Consider the following 12958-nt stretch of genomic DNA (forward strand, 5'->3'; position numbering starts at 1 on the left):
ATTAATAAAGCTGACCGTTCCGGGTCAGTTCTGTAGTTTTCAAGATTGTCTTGCCAGTGCCATCATCCATCTTGATGAGTATTCCTTTGTAGATCCAGTCGCGGTGTGTGCCGTAATTGAATCTGCAGGCAGTGACCGATCTGGATCCAATGGCTACTGCATCTCTCCCTTCAAAAACCACCTCTATTTCAGTGTTGATGTCCTTGCTCACCGGGATGGGGTTGCTGAAGGAGGATGTGGTGCTATTGCCTGCGATGGAATATTTCAGGGATTCGCCTTGCTTCAGCTTGAATTTTTTATCTATCCACGCGGGGGTGTAGATTATCTTTTCAAATGATTTTAATTGAGCTCCGGCAAATTCTGATTCTTTTCCATGGGTCGTAAGCTCTTTTTCTGTTATTGGGCTTAGGTAGCTTGTCTGGAGTGAGCTACCAAATCCCATTGGCAGATATTCGGTAGGACTTCTCATCTCCTTATATGCAAGAAGATCCGATTTCCCATTGAACGTGGCATTGGTGCTTGCAATGCTGATCGAGAGAGATCTTCCTGGTGGGCTTGACCTCGTATCCTCGTATTTTTGCTGGATCGCGCTCCCAGGGGAATACGTTGCGATGTCAAAACAGCTTTCCGCAGATACTGCTTCATGAGGTCCATCGCTGCCGCCGCCGCAAGAGACAAGAATGAAGGCAATGTTCGTCGATAAAAGAATTTTTGTGATTTGTTTCATAGTGTCCTCCTCCGCATCATGATGGTTTGATCTGGTCAGACGCCTTCCACGCAGACCATGCGCATGATGGATGCGCCTTCACGCGCCTCGCGGGCACGCAGGTACTCGGGCGTGTCGTAGAAGGCCTGGGCGGCCTCGAAGCTGGGGAACTTGAGGATCACGGTGCGGCCGGGGTTCCAGTCGCCTTCGAGCACTTCGACCTTGCCGCCGCGCACGCAGACTTCGGCGCCATGCACGCGCATGGCCTCGGTGCTCCACCTGCGGTATTCCTCGTACTGCTCGGGCTTGGTGACGGTGACGGACGCAATGATGTAGCCGCTGGCCATGGGTCAGACTCCAAAGTCGTTTTCGAGGAAGCCGTTCTTCTTGGTCACGTCGTCGAGCGCGACCAGGGTTTCGAGCAAGGCCTTCATGTGCTTGAGCGGCACGGCGTTGGGGCCGTCGCTGAGAGCGCAGGGAGGGTTGGGATGGGTTTCCATGAACAGGCCCGCCACGCCCACGGCCACGGCCGCGCGCGAGAGCACGGGCACCATCTCGCGCATGCCGCCGCTGCTGGTGCCGTTGCCGCCGGGCAGCTGCACGCTGTGCGTGGCGTCGAAGACGACGGGCGCGCCGGTCTCGCGCATGATGGACAGGCTGCGCATGTCCGAGACCAGGTTGTTGTAGCCGAAGCTGGCGCCGCGCTCGCAGGCCATGAAGCTGTCCTCGGGCAGGCCGGCTTCCTTTGCAGCCGCACGGGCCTTGTCGATGACATTCTTCATGTCATGCGGGGCCAGGAACTGGCCCTTTTTGATGTTCACCGGCCGGCCCGACTGGGCCACGGCGCGGATGAAGTCGGTCTGGCGGCACAGGAAGGCCGGCGTTTGCAGCACGTCCACGACCTGGGACACGGCCGGGATTTCGGACTCGGTGTGCACGTCGGTCAGGATGGGGACCTGCAGGTCCTTCTTCACCTTGGCGAGGATCTCCAGGCCCTTGTCCATGCCCGGGCCGCGAAAGCTGGCGCCCGAGCTGCGGTTGGCCTTGTCGTAGCTGCTCTTGAAGATGAAGTGGATGCCCAGGGCCGCCGTGATTTCCTTGAGATGCCCCGCCACGTCCATCTGCAGCTGTTCGGACTCGACGACGCAGGGGCCTGCAATGAGAAAGAAGCGCCGGTCGAGGCCGACATCGAAGCCGCAGAGTTTCATGGTGGGGATTCCTTGGGAAATGGTGGGCGGCGTTGCGGGGTCAGGACTTGCGCGGCGCCTTCTGGCGTTCGATCGCAGCCTTCACGAAGGCATTGAACAGCGGGTGGCCGCTCCACGGCGTGGACTTGAACTCGGGGTGGAACTGCACGCCGATGTACCAGGGGTGAACTTCCTTGGGCAGCTCGACGATCTCGGTCAGCTGCTCGCGCTGCGTCAGCGCCGAGATCACCAGGCCCGCTTCGCGCAGCTGGTCCAGATACTGGACGTTGGCTTCATAGCGGTGGCGGTGGCGCTCGGTGACCACATCACCGTAGATGCTGTGGGCCAGCGTGCCGGCCTGCACGTCGGAGGACTGGGCACCCAGGCGCATGGTGCCGCCCAGGTCGGAGTTCTCGTCGCGGGTCTTGACCGTGCCGTCGGCATCCTTCCACTCGGTGATCAGGGCGATCACGGGGTTGGCGGACTTGGGGTCGAACTCGGTGGAGTTGGCGCCTTCGAGGCCGGCCACATGGCGGGCGTATTCGATGGTGGCCACCTGCATGCCCAGGCAGATGCCCAGGTAGGGCACCTTGTTCTCGCGGGCGTAGCGGGCCGTGGAGATCTTGCCTTCCACGCCGCGCGAGCCGAAGCCGCCGGGCACGAGGATGGCGTCGTACTGCGAGAGCTTGTCACGCGCATTGGCGTCGCTGATGGTCTCGGAATCGACGTGGGTGATCTTCACTGCCACATGGCTTTGCATGCCGGCGTGCTTGAGTGCCTCGTTGACGGACTTGTAGGCGTCCGACAGCTCGACGTACTTGCCGACCATGGCGATCTTGACCTCGCCCTGCGGGTGCTCGGTCTCGTGGACCAGGTCGTCCCAGCGCTTGAGGTTGGTGGGCGGCGTGTTCAGGCGCAGCTTGTCGCAGATCAGGCCGTCCAGGCCCTGCTCGTGCAGCATGCGGGGCACCTTGTAGATGGTGTCCACGTCCCACATGGAGATCACGCCCCACTCGGGAACGTTGGTGAACAGCGAGATCTTTTCCTTCTCCTCTTCCGGCACCTGGTGCTGCGCGCGGCACAGCAGGGCGTCGGGCTGGATGCCGATCTCGCGCAGCTTCTGCACGGTGTGCTGCGTGGGCTTGGTCTTGAGCTCGCCGGCCGTGGCAATCCAGGGCAGGTAGGTCAGGTGGACGAAGGCCGTGTTGTTGGGGCCCTGCTTGAGGGCCAGCTGGCGAACGGCTTCGAGGAAGGGCAGGGACTCGATATCGCCCACCGTGCCGCCGACTTCGCAGATGGCGACATCGACAGCGTCAGGCGTGCCCAGGCCGGCGCCGCGCTTGATGTACTCCTGGATTTCGTTGGTCACGTGCGGGATCACCTGCACGGTCTTGCCCAGGTAGTCGCCGCGGCGCTCCTTTTCCAGAACGCTCTGGTAGATGCGGCCGGTGGTGAAGTTGTTGGACTGCTTCATGCGCGTTTCGATGAAACGCTCGTAGTGGCCAAGGTCCAGATCGGTCTCGGCGCCATCATCGGTCACGAACACTTCACCGTGCTGGAAGGGCGACATGGTGCCCGGGTCCACGTTGATGTAGGGATCCAGCTTGATGAGGGTGACTTTGAGGCCGCGCGATTCGAGGATCGCAGCAAGGGAGGCTGAGGCGATTCCCTTGCCCAGGGAAGACACCACACCGCCTGTGACGAAGACAAATTTGGTCATGTCTTTTATTGGTGGTGGTAAAGCAGGATTATAGATGCGCCGCCGAATTCGCCGCGCCGCGCGGGGCTGCTCGGATGCTCCGGCTCTGCTAAATTGCGCGCCATGACTGAAGTGTTCGCAGGTAAACATCTGGTGCTCGGCCTCTCCGGAGGCGTGGCTTGTTACAAATCTGCCCAGCTGGTGCGCCTGCTGGTGCAGGCCGGGGCCACCGTGCAGGTGGTGATGACCGAGGCGGCAGAGCAGTTCATCACGCCGGTGACCATGCAGGCCCTGTCGGGCCGCCCTGTCTATGGTTCGCAGTGGGACGCGCGCGAGCCCAACAACATGCCCCACATCAACCTCAGTCGCGAGGCCGATGCCATGCTGATCGCGCCTTGCAGCGCCGACTTCATCGCACGCCTGGTGCAGGGCCGTTCCGACGAGCTGCTGAGCCTGATGTGCCTGGCGCGCCCCATGGACCGCGTGCCCCTGTTGCTGGCGCCTGCCATGAACCGCGAGATGTGGGCGCACCCGGCCACGCAGCGCAACCTGGCGCAGGTGGCGGCCGACGGTGCGCTGGTGCTGGGCGTGGGAACGGGCGACCAGGCCTGTGGCGAGGTGGGCGACGGCCGCATGCTGGAGCCCGAGGAAATCATGGAGGAGCTGGCTGCCTTCTTCACGCCCAAGCTGCTGCAGGGCCGCCAGGTGCTGGTCACGGCGGGCCCGACCTTCGAGGCCATCGACCCCGTGCGCGGCATCACCAACCATTCCAGCGGAAAGATGGGCTTTGCCATTGCGCGCGCCGCCCGCGAGGCGGGCGCCCAGGTGACCCTGGTGGCCGGGCCCGTGCACCTGCGCACGCCGCGCGGCGTGCAGCGCATCGACGTGCAATCGGCGCAGCAGATGTTTGACGCCGTGCACCAGCAATTGCCGCAAGCCGGTGTGTTCATCGCCACGGCGGCCGTGGCCGACTGGCGCCCGGCCACGGCGTCAGACCAGAAGATCAAGAAGGACGGCTCGGGCCAGACCCCCACGCTGACCTTCGTCGAGAACCCCGACATCCTGGCGGCCGCCGCGCAGTCCGAGCCTGCGCGCAGCGGCCGGCTGTACTGCGTGGGCTTCGCCGCCGAAAGCCATGACCTGCTGCAGCACGCCAGCGCCAAGCGCCTGCGCAAGCAGGTGCCGCTGCTGGTGGGCAATATCGGTCCCGCAACCTTTGGGCGGGATGACAATGCCCTGCTGCTGATCGACGAGGCTGGCACCATGGAGCTGCCGCACGCCTCCAAGTCCCTGCTGGCGCGCCAGCTGGTGGCCGAGATCGCCCGGCGCCTGCCACCCGTCCGTTGACACCACCGAAGGCCCGCATGTCACAGAACACCTACGAAGGCCCCCGCCACGGCGACTATGTGCGCTATGTGGATGAGCTGCTGCGCGCCAGCCCCCTGTACCGCTCTGCGGCCCACGGCTGGATGGTGCAGGGACGCAGCGATTTCACCGATGCGGTGGCCACGCCGGGCGCGCAGTCCCAGTCCGTGGTCGAGCGCGTGCGCGAGCAGGTGCAGGCTGCAACCGAGAAGGCGCGCATCGCCGCGCAGCAGGCTTCGGTGCCTGCCCTGCCGGGGCGCCCGCCGTCTGCAGGCGACAGGAACGGCGACAGGAATGGTGGCAGGGCCGATCGCGGCCGGCAGGCGGCGCGGGCACAGCAAGCCCAGGCGTCCTCCGCCGCCAAGGCCGTCAAGAAGACGGTCTTCAAGATAGGTCCGGGCCAGTTGCTGGGTATCGTGATCGGCCTGATCCTGGCCGTGGTGATTCCGGGCATCGGCCCTTTCATCCTGCTGCTCACCATCATCAATGCCATCGTCAAAGGCTTTCGCAGCGGGCTCAAGTCGTCCGGGTGACGGCGCGGGGCACAATGCGCGCTTTGCTTTTCAAGAGAGCCTGCCGTGAGGCGCTCCCCAGATTGTTTCCATGAACGTTGATATCAAGATCCTTGACGCGCGCCTGCGCGAGAACATGCCCGCCTACGCCACGCCGGGAAGCGCGGGCCTGGACCTGCGCGCCTGCATCGATGCGCCGCTGACGCTGGAGCCCGGCCAATGGCAACTGGTGCCCACGGGCATGGCCATGTACCTCAAGGACCCCGGCTACGCGGCCATGATCCTGCCGCGCTCGGGCATGGGCCACAAGCACGGCATCGTGCTGGGCAACCTGGTCGGCCTGATCGACAGCGACTACCAGGGCCAGCTCATGGTCAGCGCCTGGAACCGCTCGACCACGGCCTTCACGCTGCAGCCCATGGACCGCCTGGCCCAGCTGATCATCGTGCCCGTGGTGCAGCCCAGCTTCAATGTGGTCGAGGAGTTCGAGTCGGCTTCCGAGCGCGGCGCGGGCGGCTACGGCTCTACAGGCAAGCAATAAGGCGCTCAGCCAGAAAACGCCCGCAGCCGCGCTGCCCGGGCATCGCTCCAGGGAGGAATCCGCATGGCCAGGCCATCCCGGCGCACGCGCCACCGCCCATCCGCATCATGGACGCGCGTGATGCTGACGCAGGAAGACCGCATGCGCCGCCGTCTGCAGCAGCGCCACTGGCTGCGCCTGCATGCGGCACTGACGGGCGGGTTGAGCCTGGCCGGCATGTCGCTGTTGAGTTTGGGCCTGCTGCACGCGGGCATGCACAGCATGGCGCTGCGCTATGGCGTGGCCCTGGCCTGCGGCTATCTGCTGTACCTGTTGCTGCTGCGACTGTGGGCCGAATGCATGCTGCGCCGCGACTGGGAGGTGTCCGATGTTCCCGATGTGACGCCCGGCGGCAGCGGTTCTTCACCGGCCCGCACGCCGGAGGCTGGCGGATTCGACAGCGGGCAGGGCGGCTCGTATGGCGGCGGTGGCTCCAGCGGCAGCTGGGATGACGGCGGCGCCATGTCCGAGGCCGCTTCCTCGGCCTCGCAAGGCTTTGATGTGCCGGGCATCGATGGGCTGGATGAAGGCGCCGTCGTCCTGGTCCCCGTGCTGCTGGTGTTTGCGGCGCTGCTGGTCGCGGTCACGGGGGCAGGGTCGCTGCTGTGGCTGGTCTTTGGGGCCGACCTGTTCCTGGCCGTGGCGGTGGAGGTGGCTTTTGCGCTGCTGATGGCGCGCACGCTCTACGTGGTGGAGCGCGAGGGCTGGCTGCTGGCCGCGCTGCGCCTGAGCTGGAAGCCGGTGCTGGGCGCACTGGTGGCCGCCGTGGCGCTGGGCGCGCTGGCCGACTGGCTGTTCCCCCAGGCAGACACCCTGGTGCAGGTGCTGCGTGCGCTGAGAGGGCACTGAGCCGCTGCTGCGCGGCTCCTGCCGTCACGCCTGTCTTTTTGCCCCCGGCAGGCGCAGTTGCATGCGCAGGCCGCCCAGCGGTGAGCGGCTGGCCGCGATGCTGCCGCCATAGGTCTGCACCAGGTCACGCACGATATCCAGGCCCAGGCCTGCGCCGGGCCTGCGTTCGTCCAGGCGCTCGCCGCGCTCGAAGATGCGGCCAAGGTCGGCGTCTTCGATGCCGGGGCCGTCATCGTCCACTGTCAGCAGCAAGGGGCCGCCGGCCTGATCGTGCTCCAGGCCCTGGACTTCCAGGCTCACGGCCTGGGCCGCCCATTTGCCGGCGTTGTCCAGCAGGTTGCCCAGGATTTCCATCAGGTCCTGGCCATCGCCCAGAAAGTCCCAAGGCTGCGCATCGCCCTTCAGCGCGAAGCGGATGCCGCGGCCGGCGTGCAGCCGCTCCATGGTGCGCACCAGCGAGGCCAGCGGCGGCTCCAGCGGCGTGCGCAGGCCTGTGGCCTGGCGGGCCGCAGCGCGGGCGCGTGCCAGATGGTGGTCCACCTGGCGGCTGGCGCTGGCGACCTGCTCGCGGACCAGTTCGGCCAGCGCACCGCCTTCCTGCGCGGCGGCATTGCCGAGGATGGACAGCGGCGTGTTCACCGCATGGGCCAGGTTGCCGGCCTGCGTGCGCGCGCGCTGCACCATGTCGGCGTTCACATCCAGCACATGGTTGAATTCCTGCACCAGGGGGCGCAGTTCCTGCGGAAACCGGCCTTCGAGGCGCGGCGTTGCCCCCTTGCGCACGTCGGACAGGCCCTTGCGCAGCAGCTGCAGCGGCCGCAGCGCCAGGCGCAGCTGCAGCACCACGGCCAGCACCAGCCCGGCCGCCAGCGTGCCCAGTGCGGCGATCAGCATGGTGGTGAAGCGCTGCATGGGCTCGGCCAGCAGGGCGCTGTCGGCCGCAACGATCAGGCGCAACGGCGGCGCGTCGGCTTCGGGCAATTGTAGGGGGCGTGCCACGGCCACGAGCTGGTGGCCCTGGCCATCGGGCAGCATGCCGGTGCTCAGCGCCGTGTCCTCGTGGTGCTCATCCGGGCGGCCGGCATCGGCGCGGAACTGGTGCCAGTCCAGCGTCTGGTCCCACAGCGAACGAGAGCGCAGCAAGCCGGCCTTCTCGGGCGGACCCGCGCCATCGCTCACCTGGTCGATCTGCCAGTACAGGCCCGACAGCGGCTGCGCCAGGCGCGGATCGCCCACGGCCAGTCCGACTTCGATGCGCCCGCCGGGCAGGCTGTTGACGGCTGCGCTGAGCTGGTCGAGCTGCAGCACCAGCTGCGCCTGCAACTGCTGCGCGATGTGGTCGCGGAACAGGCCGCGCAGCCCCCAGCCGGCCAGCAGCACGGCCGCCAGCACCCAGGCCAGCGTGCCGGCCAGCAGGCGCAGGCGCAGCGAATCGCCAAGCCGGGATACCTGTCTTTCCTGTGGCGCGTTCATGCAGCGGGCGCGCCTTCCACCAGCCGGTAGCCCAGGCCTCGCACGGTCTCTATGCTGCCGGCCGGCAGCTTCTTGCGCAGGCGGCCGACGAAGACCTCGATGGTGTTGGAGTCGCGGTCGCTGTCCTGCGGGTAGATGTGTTCTGACAGTTCGGTGCGCGAGATCACCTGCCCCACGCGCTGCATCAGCAGGGCCAGCACCTTGAATTCATGGCTGGTCAGCGTCAGCGGCTGGCCGGCGACGCTCACGCGGGCATGGCGCGAGTCCAGCACGATGGGGCCGCATTGCCACTGGGCGCTGGCGTGCGGGCTGAGCCGGCGCAGCAGGGCGCGCAGGCGGGCCATCAGCTCTTCCATGTGGAAGGGCTTGGCCAGGTAGTCGTCGGCGCCGGCATCCATGCCGGCCACCTTCTCATGCCAGGCGCCGCGCGCCGTGAGGATCATCACCGGCATGACCCGGCCCTGCGCACGCCAGGCGCGCAGCACGGTGAGCCCGTCGCGCACGGGCAGGCCCAGGTCCAGCACGGCGGCGTCGAATTCCTCGACCTCGCCCAGGTACTGGGCCGTTGCGCCGTCCGCGGCCGTCTCCACCGTATGGCCTGCCTGCTGCAAGGCCTGTACCAGTTGCCCGCAGAGCGTGGGCTCGTCTTCCACCACGAGGATTCGCATCTGCGTCTAGTCCTTGCGCTTGAAATTCAGCACCTTGCCATCGCGTGCATCGATCTTGAGCTTGGCCACGCGGCCGCCCGATTGCAGCAGCCGGATCTCGTAGATGAAGCGGCCGTCGTCATGCTCGAACTCGACCTTGATGACCTGGCCCTGGTAGTCGCGCTCGACCTGGTCGAGCACGGTGCGCAGCGGCAGCACGCGGCCTTGCTGCAGGGCCTGGCGCGCGAGTTCATGGTCGCTGTCGCCAGCGTCCGAGGGCGTGGTCCAGGAGGCCAGGGCCGCCGCCATCAGCAGCAGTGCGGCCAGCAGCATCCAGGACCTGCGAGGAATGGAGAAGGATGGAGTGGGCATGGAAAACTTTATAGCCCAGCGTGGATGAACCTCGGATGAACGGCTGCTTCAGCTTGCGTTCATGGCCTGCATCGAACAATGGCTGCACGCCGTCGCAATCCACCGGAAACGAAGGCGCAACAGCCGGCAGATGCGGCCTTTTCAAATGCATCGCCAGCCCAATCGCCGACCCAATCGCCGGCCCAGTCGCCGACCTTCACATGCCAAGGAGAACCTCATGCCTTCCATCCGACAACTGATTTCCCGCGCTGCACGCCATGGCCTGACGGGCCTGGGCATTGTTCTGATCGCCACTGCCGGGCTGGTCGCCCAGGTGCAGGCCCAGGCCGCCGCCACGGGCGGGCCTTCCGTGACCGTACAGGCCGGCGAGGCCGTGGCCACCACGGTGGCCTCCGTGCGCGGCGCCTTCCAGGGGCCGGGGCTGAGCATCCGCGAAGTCTTCGAGCGCATGGAAGTCCTGGGCTACCGCGACCTGCGTGAGATCGAGTGGGAGGACGGCCTCTACCAGGTCAAGGGCCAGACCGGCGATGGCCGCCCTGTGAAGCTCTACGTCGATGGCAACAACGGCAACGTGCTCAGCATCCGCGCACGCAATTGAGGCCTGGCGGGCAGGCTGATTTTTGTCAGCAAGTGTTCTGTCCGGTCGGCAGGCATGCGGCCTGGGACGTTGAAGCGGTATGCAGCCGCCGGCCGGGCCGGTGGCTGCCCTTGATCGATCCACGGACAGTACACAGGAGATTCTCATGCCTTCCATTCATCGCTTGAGCGCCATGGGCGCCGGCTGCATTGCCGCGCTGCTGCTCAGCGCCTGCGCGGGCTACCCCCAGCAGGGCGGCTACCCGGGTGGCGGCTACCCTGCCGGCGGCTATCCAGCCGGGGGCTATCCGACCAGCGGCTACCCCAGCGGCGGCTATCCCAACGGCGGCCAGCCCGGCACGGCCTACCCGGGCGGCGGTGGCTATGGGCAGCAGGGGCGCGTGACCAATGTGCAACTGGTGCAGATCCAGCAGCCCAGCGGCATTGGCGGCTCGGGCATAGGCACCGGGGCCGTGGTGGGCGGCGTGGTCGGCGGGGTGCTGGGCCGCCAGGTGGGCAAGGGCAGTGGGCGCGACATCGCCACCATTGCGGGCGTGGTGGGCGGTGCCATGGCGGGCAATGCCATCGAGAAGAACACCGGCCCTGGCGACCTGCGCGATGTCTACCGCGTCACCGTGCAGTTGAACGACGGCAGCACGCGCGTGTTCGACTACCAGAACAATCCGCAGCTGCGCATAGGCGAGAGCGTGCGCGTGGACAACAACCAGCTGATTCGCTGAGTACCAGGCTCGCTCCATGCAAAAGGGCTCCCCGCAGGGAGCCCTTTTGCCATTTCAGCGCGGCAATTTCAGTGCAGCGTGTCGTTGCCCGGTGCCATGGGCTGGATGCGGAAGAAGCCGGTACCGGCCGAGCCGCGGCCGATTTCCTCCTCGGTGGCTTCGCGCACGCCTTCGACCTTCAGGTGCAGGCGCAGCGCAATGCCGGCCAGCGGGTGGTTGCCGTCCAGCACCACATGCTCGGGATAGATTTCCGTGACGGTGTAGAGCAGGTCGGGCTGCACGGCGCTGCAGCCCTTGGGCAGGGCGCTGGCCTCGAAGCTCATGCCTTCCTCCAGCTCGGCCGGGAACAGGGCGCGCGGCTCCAGGAAGATCAGGCTTTCGTTGTAGTCGCCAAAGGCTTCCTCGGGCTCCAGGTGCAGGTCCAGGGTCTTGCCCTGGCCGTGGCCCTGCAGGGCTTCCTCGATGCGCTTGAGCAGATCGTCGCCGCCGACCAGGAACTCCACGGGCTCATCGAGCACGTCCAGTTCCTCGCCCAGGGTGTCCTTGAGGGTCCAGGTCAGAGCGACCACGCATTGTTCTGTGATTTCCATGGTGTGCAGCTTGTGCGGCCCATGCCGCAGTGGGGAAAAAGAAAGACCGCCGCGCGCGCCCGTGTTTGACGAAGGCGTGCCGGCGGCCGCGTTGGCGCGATTTTCCCACGGCTGCCCGGCTGCTGCGCAGGCCGGGCGGCGAGTCCTGCCGATCAGAACGGATAGTGGCGGGGGGTGGTCTGCATGGTGATCCAGCGCGTCTCGGTGAAGGCATCGATGCCTGCCTGGCCGCCGAAGTGGCCGTAGCCCGAGTTTTTCACGCCGCCAAAGGGCATCTGTGCCTCGTCATGCACGGTGGGGCCGTTGACGTGGCAGATGCCGGCCTCGATGCGCGCGGCCACGCGCCAGCCGCGTGCGGTGTCGCGGGTGTAGACGGACGAGGACAGGCCGAATTCGTTGTCATTGGCCATGGCGATGGCCTGCTCCTCGCCGCGCACGCGCACGATGGCCTTGACGGGGGCGAAGGTTTCCTCGCGGAAGATGTCCATCTCGGGCGTGACGCCGTCGATCAGCGTGGCGGCCATCAGGGTGTTGGTGGCCTTGCCGCCGCACAGCAGTTTTGCGCCCTTGGCCAGCGCGTCGTCGATCAGGCGGTTGGCACGCTCCACGGTGGCCATATCCACCACCGAGCCCAGCACCACGGGGCCCTTGCGCGGATCGCCCAGCGGCAGCGAAGTGGCACGGGCCACCAGCTTGTCCAGGAAATCGCCGGCCACGGACTCATCCACGATGATGCGTTCGGTGGACATGCAGATCTGGCCGGAGTTGGCGAAGGCACCGAAGGTGCAGCCGGCCACGGCGGCGTCGATGTCGGCATCGTCCAGCACCACGAAGGGCGCCTTGCCGCCCAGCTCCAGGATGGCGGGCTTGAGGTACTTGGCGCAGGTCTGGCCGAGGATGCGGCCCACGCGCGTGGAGCCGGTGAAGTTCACGCGGCGCACGGCCGGGTGGGCCACCATGGCTTCGACCACGGCACCGGCATCTTCGGGCGCATTGGTCACGAAGTTGACCACGCCGGGCGGCAGGCCGCCTTCCTGCAGGGCCTCGATGATCAGGCCGTGCGTGGCGGGGCACAGCTCCGAGCCCTTGAGCACCACGGTGTTGCCGCAGGCCAGCGGCGTGGCAATGGCGCGCACGGCCAGGATGACGGGTGCATTCCAGGGCGCAATGCCCAGCACCACGCCAGCGGGCTGGCGCACGGCCATGGCCAGGCTGCCGGGCACGTCAGAGGGAATGATCTGGCCATTGATCTGGGTGGTCAGCGATGCGGCCTCCAGGAACATGTTGGCGGCCAGGTGCACGTTGAAGCCGGCCCAGATGCCCGAGGCGCCGGTCTCGGCGGCCATGGCGGCGGCAAAGGCCTCGGTCTTGGCTTCCAGCGCCTGCGATGCCTTCATCAGCATCTGGCGGCGCTCGGTCGGACCCAGTGCGGCCCAGGCGGGGAAGGCCTTTTGCGCGGCCTCGACGGCGCGCACGGCATCTTCGGGCGTGGCGGCCGGGGCGCGCGTGGCCACCGATCCGTCCAGCGGATTGCGGCGCTCGAAGGTGGCGCCATTGCCGGCCTGTGCGGCCTGGCCTGCGATGAGCATGGTTTGTTCGATCATGACTGTCTCCTTGGTATGCGGTTGTGGCGTTGGCATTGGCATTTGCGTCGGCGCTGCC

15 protein-coding genes are annotated in these 12958 nt (G+C 66.5%); 6 read left to right on the plus strand and 9 right to left on the minus strand.

What is annotated here, in order from left to right:
• Position 1: 1 nt before the first annotated feature.
• Genes AC57B5_RS26525 through pyrG form a run of 4 tightly spaced genes read right to left on the minus strand, consistent with a single transcriptional unit; the run spans position 2 to position 3613 of the window.
• Positions 2 to 727: a hypothetical protein gene (locus AC57B5_RS26525; protein WP_496400634.1), complete on the minus strand. Its 726-nt coding sequence runs from the start codon at positions 725 to 727 to the stop codon at positions 2 to 4.
• Positions 728 to 762: 35 nt separating this feature from the next.
• Positions 763 to 1053 (minus strand): DUF1330 domain-containing protein, encoded by a 291-nt coding sequence (locus AC57B5_RS26530; protein ID WP_496400635.1) that lies wholly within the window; start codon positions 1051 to 1053, stop codon positions 763 to 765.
• A 3-nt stretch (positions 1054 to 1056) separates the two neighbouring features.
• A complete protein-coding gene (kdsA, locus tag AC57B5_RS26535; protein ID WP_012206905.1) occupies positions 1057 to 1914 on the minus strand; it encodes a 3-deoxy-8-phosphooctulonate synthase in 858 nt (285 codons plus the stop codon).
• Between the two features lie 40 nt (positions 1915 to 1954).
• A complete protein-coding gene (gene pyrG / locus AC57B5_RS26540) occupies positions 1955 to 3613 on the minus strand; it encodes a CTP synthase (RefSeq protein ID WP_071956573.1) in 1659 nt (552 codons plus the stop codon).
• Between the two features lie 102 nt (positions 3614 to 3715).
• Here pyrG and coaBC point away from each other — a divergent pair, with 102 nt between their 5' ends.
• The 4 genes from coaBC to AC57B5_RS26560 all read left to right on the plus strand — a co-directional run bounded on the left by coaBC (position 3716) and on the right by AC57B5_RS26560 (position 6898).
• On the plus strand, positions 3716 to 4939 hold the full coding sequence (gene coaBC, locus AC57B5_RS26545) for a bifunctional phosphopantothenoylcysteine decarboxylase/phosphopantothenate--cysteine ligase CoaBC (RefSeq protein ID WP_013801106.1): 1224 nt from the start codon (positions 3716 to 3718) through the stop codon (positions 4937 to 4939).
• Between the two features lie 17 nt (positions 4940 to 4956).
• Positions 4957 to 5490, plus strand: coding sequence for a hypothetical protein (locus tag AC57B5_RS26550; RefSeq protein WP_496400636.1), 534 nt, complete (start codon positions 4957 to 4959; stop codon positions 5488 to 5490).
• Between the two features lie 70 nt (positions 5491 to 5560).
• On the plus strand, positions 5561 to 6010 hold the full coding sequence (gene dut / locus AC57B5_RS26555) for a dUTP diphosphatase (protein WP_034396440.1): 450 nt from the start codon (positions 5561 to 5563) through the stop codon (positions 6008 to 6010).
• 63 nt (positions 6011 to 6073) lie between these two features.
• Positions 6074 to 6898: a hypothetical protein gene (locus AC57B5_RS26560; protein ID WP_071956571.1), complete on the plus strand. Its 825-nt coding sequence runs from the start codon at positions 6074 to 6076 to the stop codon at positions 6896 to 6898.
• Between the two features lie 24 nt (positions 6899 to 6922).
• Here AC57B5_RS26560 and AC57B5_RS26565 read toward each other — a convergent pair whose 3' ends face one another.
• Genes AC57B5_RS26565 through AC57B5_RS26575 form a run of 3 tightly spaced genes read right to left on the minus strand, consistent with a single transcriptional unit; the run spans position 6923 to position 9351 of the window.
• Positions 6923 to 8371 (minus strand): sensor histidine kinase, encoded by a 1449-nt coding sequence (locus AC57B5_RS26565; protein ID WP_496400637.1) that lies wholly within the window; start codon positions 8369 to 8371, stop codon positions 6923 to 6925.
• Positions 8368 to 9039 carry a response regulator transcription factor gene (locus AC57B5_RS26570; protein ID WP_012206898.1) on the minus strand — a complete coding sequence of 224 codons (672 nt, stop codon included), beginning with the start codon at positions 9037 to 9039 and terminating at the stop codon, positions 8368 to 8370. The genes AC57B5_RS26565 and AC57B5_RS26570 overlap by 4 nt, the downstream gene beginning before the upstream one ends.
• Positions 9040 to 9045: 6 nt before the next feature.
• The gene (locus AC57B5_RS26575; RefSeq protein WP_496400879.1) at positions 9046 to 9351 is read right to left on the minus strand and encodes a PepSY domain-containing protein; all 306 of its coding nucleotides are present in this window, start codon (positions 9349 to 9351) and stop codon (positions 9046 to 9048) included.
• A 256-nt stretch (positions 9352 to 9607) separates the two neighbouring features.
• On the opposite strand from AC57B5_RS26575, the gene AC57B5_RS26580 reads away from it, so the two are divergent.
• Both AC57B5_RS26580 and AC57B5_RS26585 read left to right on the plus strand, forming a co-directional pair.
• A complete protein-coding gene (locus AC57B5_RS26580; RefSeq protein WP_017404382.1) occupies positions 9608 to 9988 on the plus strand; it encodes a PepSY domain-containing protein in 381 nt (126 codons plus the stop codon).
• A gap of 145 nt (positions 9989 to 10133) precedes the next feature.
• On the plus strand, positions 10134 to 10706 hold the full coding sequence (locus AC57B5_RS26585; RefSeq protein WP_496400638.1) for a glycine zipper 2TM domain-containing protein: 573 nt from the start codon (positions 10134 to 10136) through the stop codon (positions 10704 to 10706).
• Positions 10707 to 10774: 68 nt separating this feature from the next.
• On the opposite strand, the gene AC57B5_RS26590 is transcribed toward AC57B5_RS26585, so the two are convergent.
• Both AC57B5_RS26590 and AC57B5_RS26595 read right to left on the minus strand, forming a co-directional pair.
• The gene (locus AC57B5_RS26590; RefSeq protein ID WP_012206894.1) at positions 10775 to 11296 is read right to left on the minus strand and encodes an FKBP-type peptidyl-prolyl cis-trans isomerase; all 522 of its coding nucleotides are present in this window, start codon (positions 11294 to 11296) and stop codon (positions 10775 to 10777) included.
• 152 nt (positions 11297 to 11448) lie between these two features.
• On the minus strand, positions 11449 to 12900 hold the full coding sequence (locus AC57B5_RS26595; RefSeq protein WP_017404385.1) for an aldehyde dehydrogenase: 1452 nt from the start codon (positions 12898 to 12900) through the stop codon (positions 11449 to 11451).
• Positions 12901 to 12958 lie beyond the last annotated feature (58 nt).

This window comes from Delftia sp. BGA-UO-ETr-SB1, from assembly GCF_059567865.1.

Bases quoted from the DNA above. Each gene is read 5' to 3' on its own strand.
- AC57B5_RS26590 (WP_012206894.1), bottom strand. From the start codon at position 11,296: ATGGAAATCACAGAACAATGCGTGGTCGCTCTGACCTGGACCCTCAAG.
- coaBC (WP_013801106.1), top strand. From the start codon at position 3,716: ATGACTGAAGTGTTCGCAGGTAAACATCTGGTGCTCGGCCTCTCCGGA.
- AC57B5_RS26585 (WP_496400638.1), top strand. From the start codon at position 10,134: ATGCCTTCCATTCATCGCTTGAGCGCCATGGGCGCCGGCTGCATTGCC.
- AC57B5_RS26565 (WP_496400637.1), bottom strand. From the start codon at position 8,371: ATGAACGCGCCACAGGAAAGACAGGTATCCCGGCTTGGCGATTCGCTG.
- AC57B5_RS26530 (WP_496400635.1), bottom strand. From the start codon at position 1,053: ATGGCCAGCGGCTACATCATTGCGTCCGTCACCGTCACCAAGCCCGAG.
- pyrG (WP_071956573.1), bottom strand. From the start codon at position 3,613: ATGACCAAATTTGTCTTCGTCACAGGCGGTGTGGTGTCTTCCCTGGGC.
- AC57B5_RS26525 (WP_496400634.1), bottom strand. From the start codon at position 727: ATGAAACAAATCACAAAAATTCTTTTATCGACGAACATTGCCTTCATT.
- kdsA (WP_012206905.1), bottom strand. From the start codon at position 1,914: ATGAAACTCTGCGGCTTCGATGTCGGCCTCGACCGGCGCTTCTTTCTC.
- AC57B5_RS26580 (WP_017404382.1), top strand. From the start codon at position 9,608: ATGCCTTCCATCCGACAACTGATTTCCCGCGCTGCACGCCATGGCCTG.
- AC57B5_RS26570 (WP_012206898.1), bottom strand. From the start codon at position 9,039: ATGCGAATCCTCGTGGTGGAAGACGAGCCCACGCTCTGCGGGCAACTG.
- AC57B5_RS26560 (WP_071956571.1), top strand. From the start codon at position 6,074: ATGGCCAGGCCATCCCGGCGCACGCGCCACCGCCCATCCGCATCATGG.
- AC57B5_RS26575 (WP_496400879.1), bottom strand. From the start codon at position 9,351: ATGCTGCTGGCCGCACTGCTGCTGATGGCGGCGGCCCTGGCCTCCTGG.
- AC57B5_RS26595 (WP_017404385.1), bottom strand. From the start codon at position 12,900: ATGATCGAACAAACCATGCTCATCGCAGGCCAGGCCGCACAGGCCGGC.
- dut (WP_034396440.1), top strand. From the start codon at position 5,561: ATGAACGTTGATATCAAGATCCTTGACGCGCGCCTGCGCGAGAACATG.
- AC57B5_RS26550 (WP_496400636.1), top strand. From the start codon at position 4,957: ATGTCACAGAACACCTACGAAGGCCCCCGCCACGGCGACTATGTGCGC.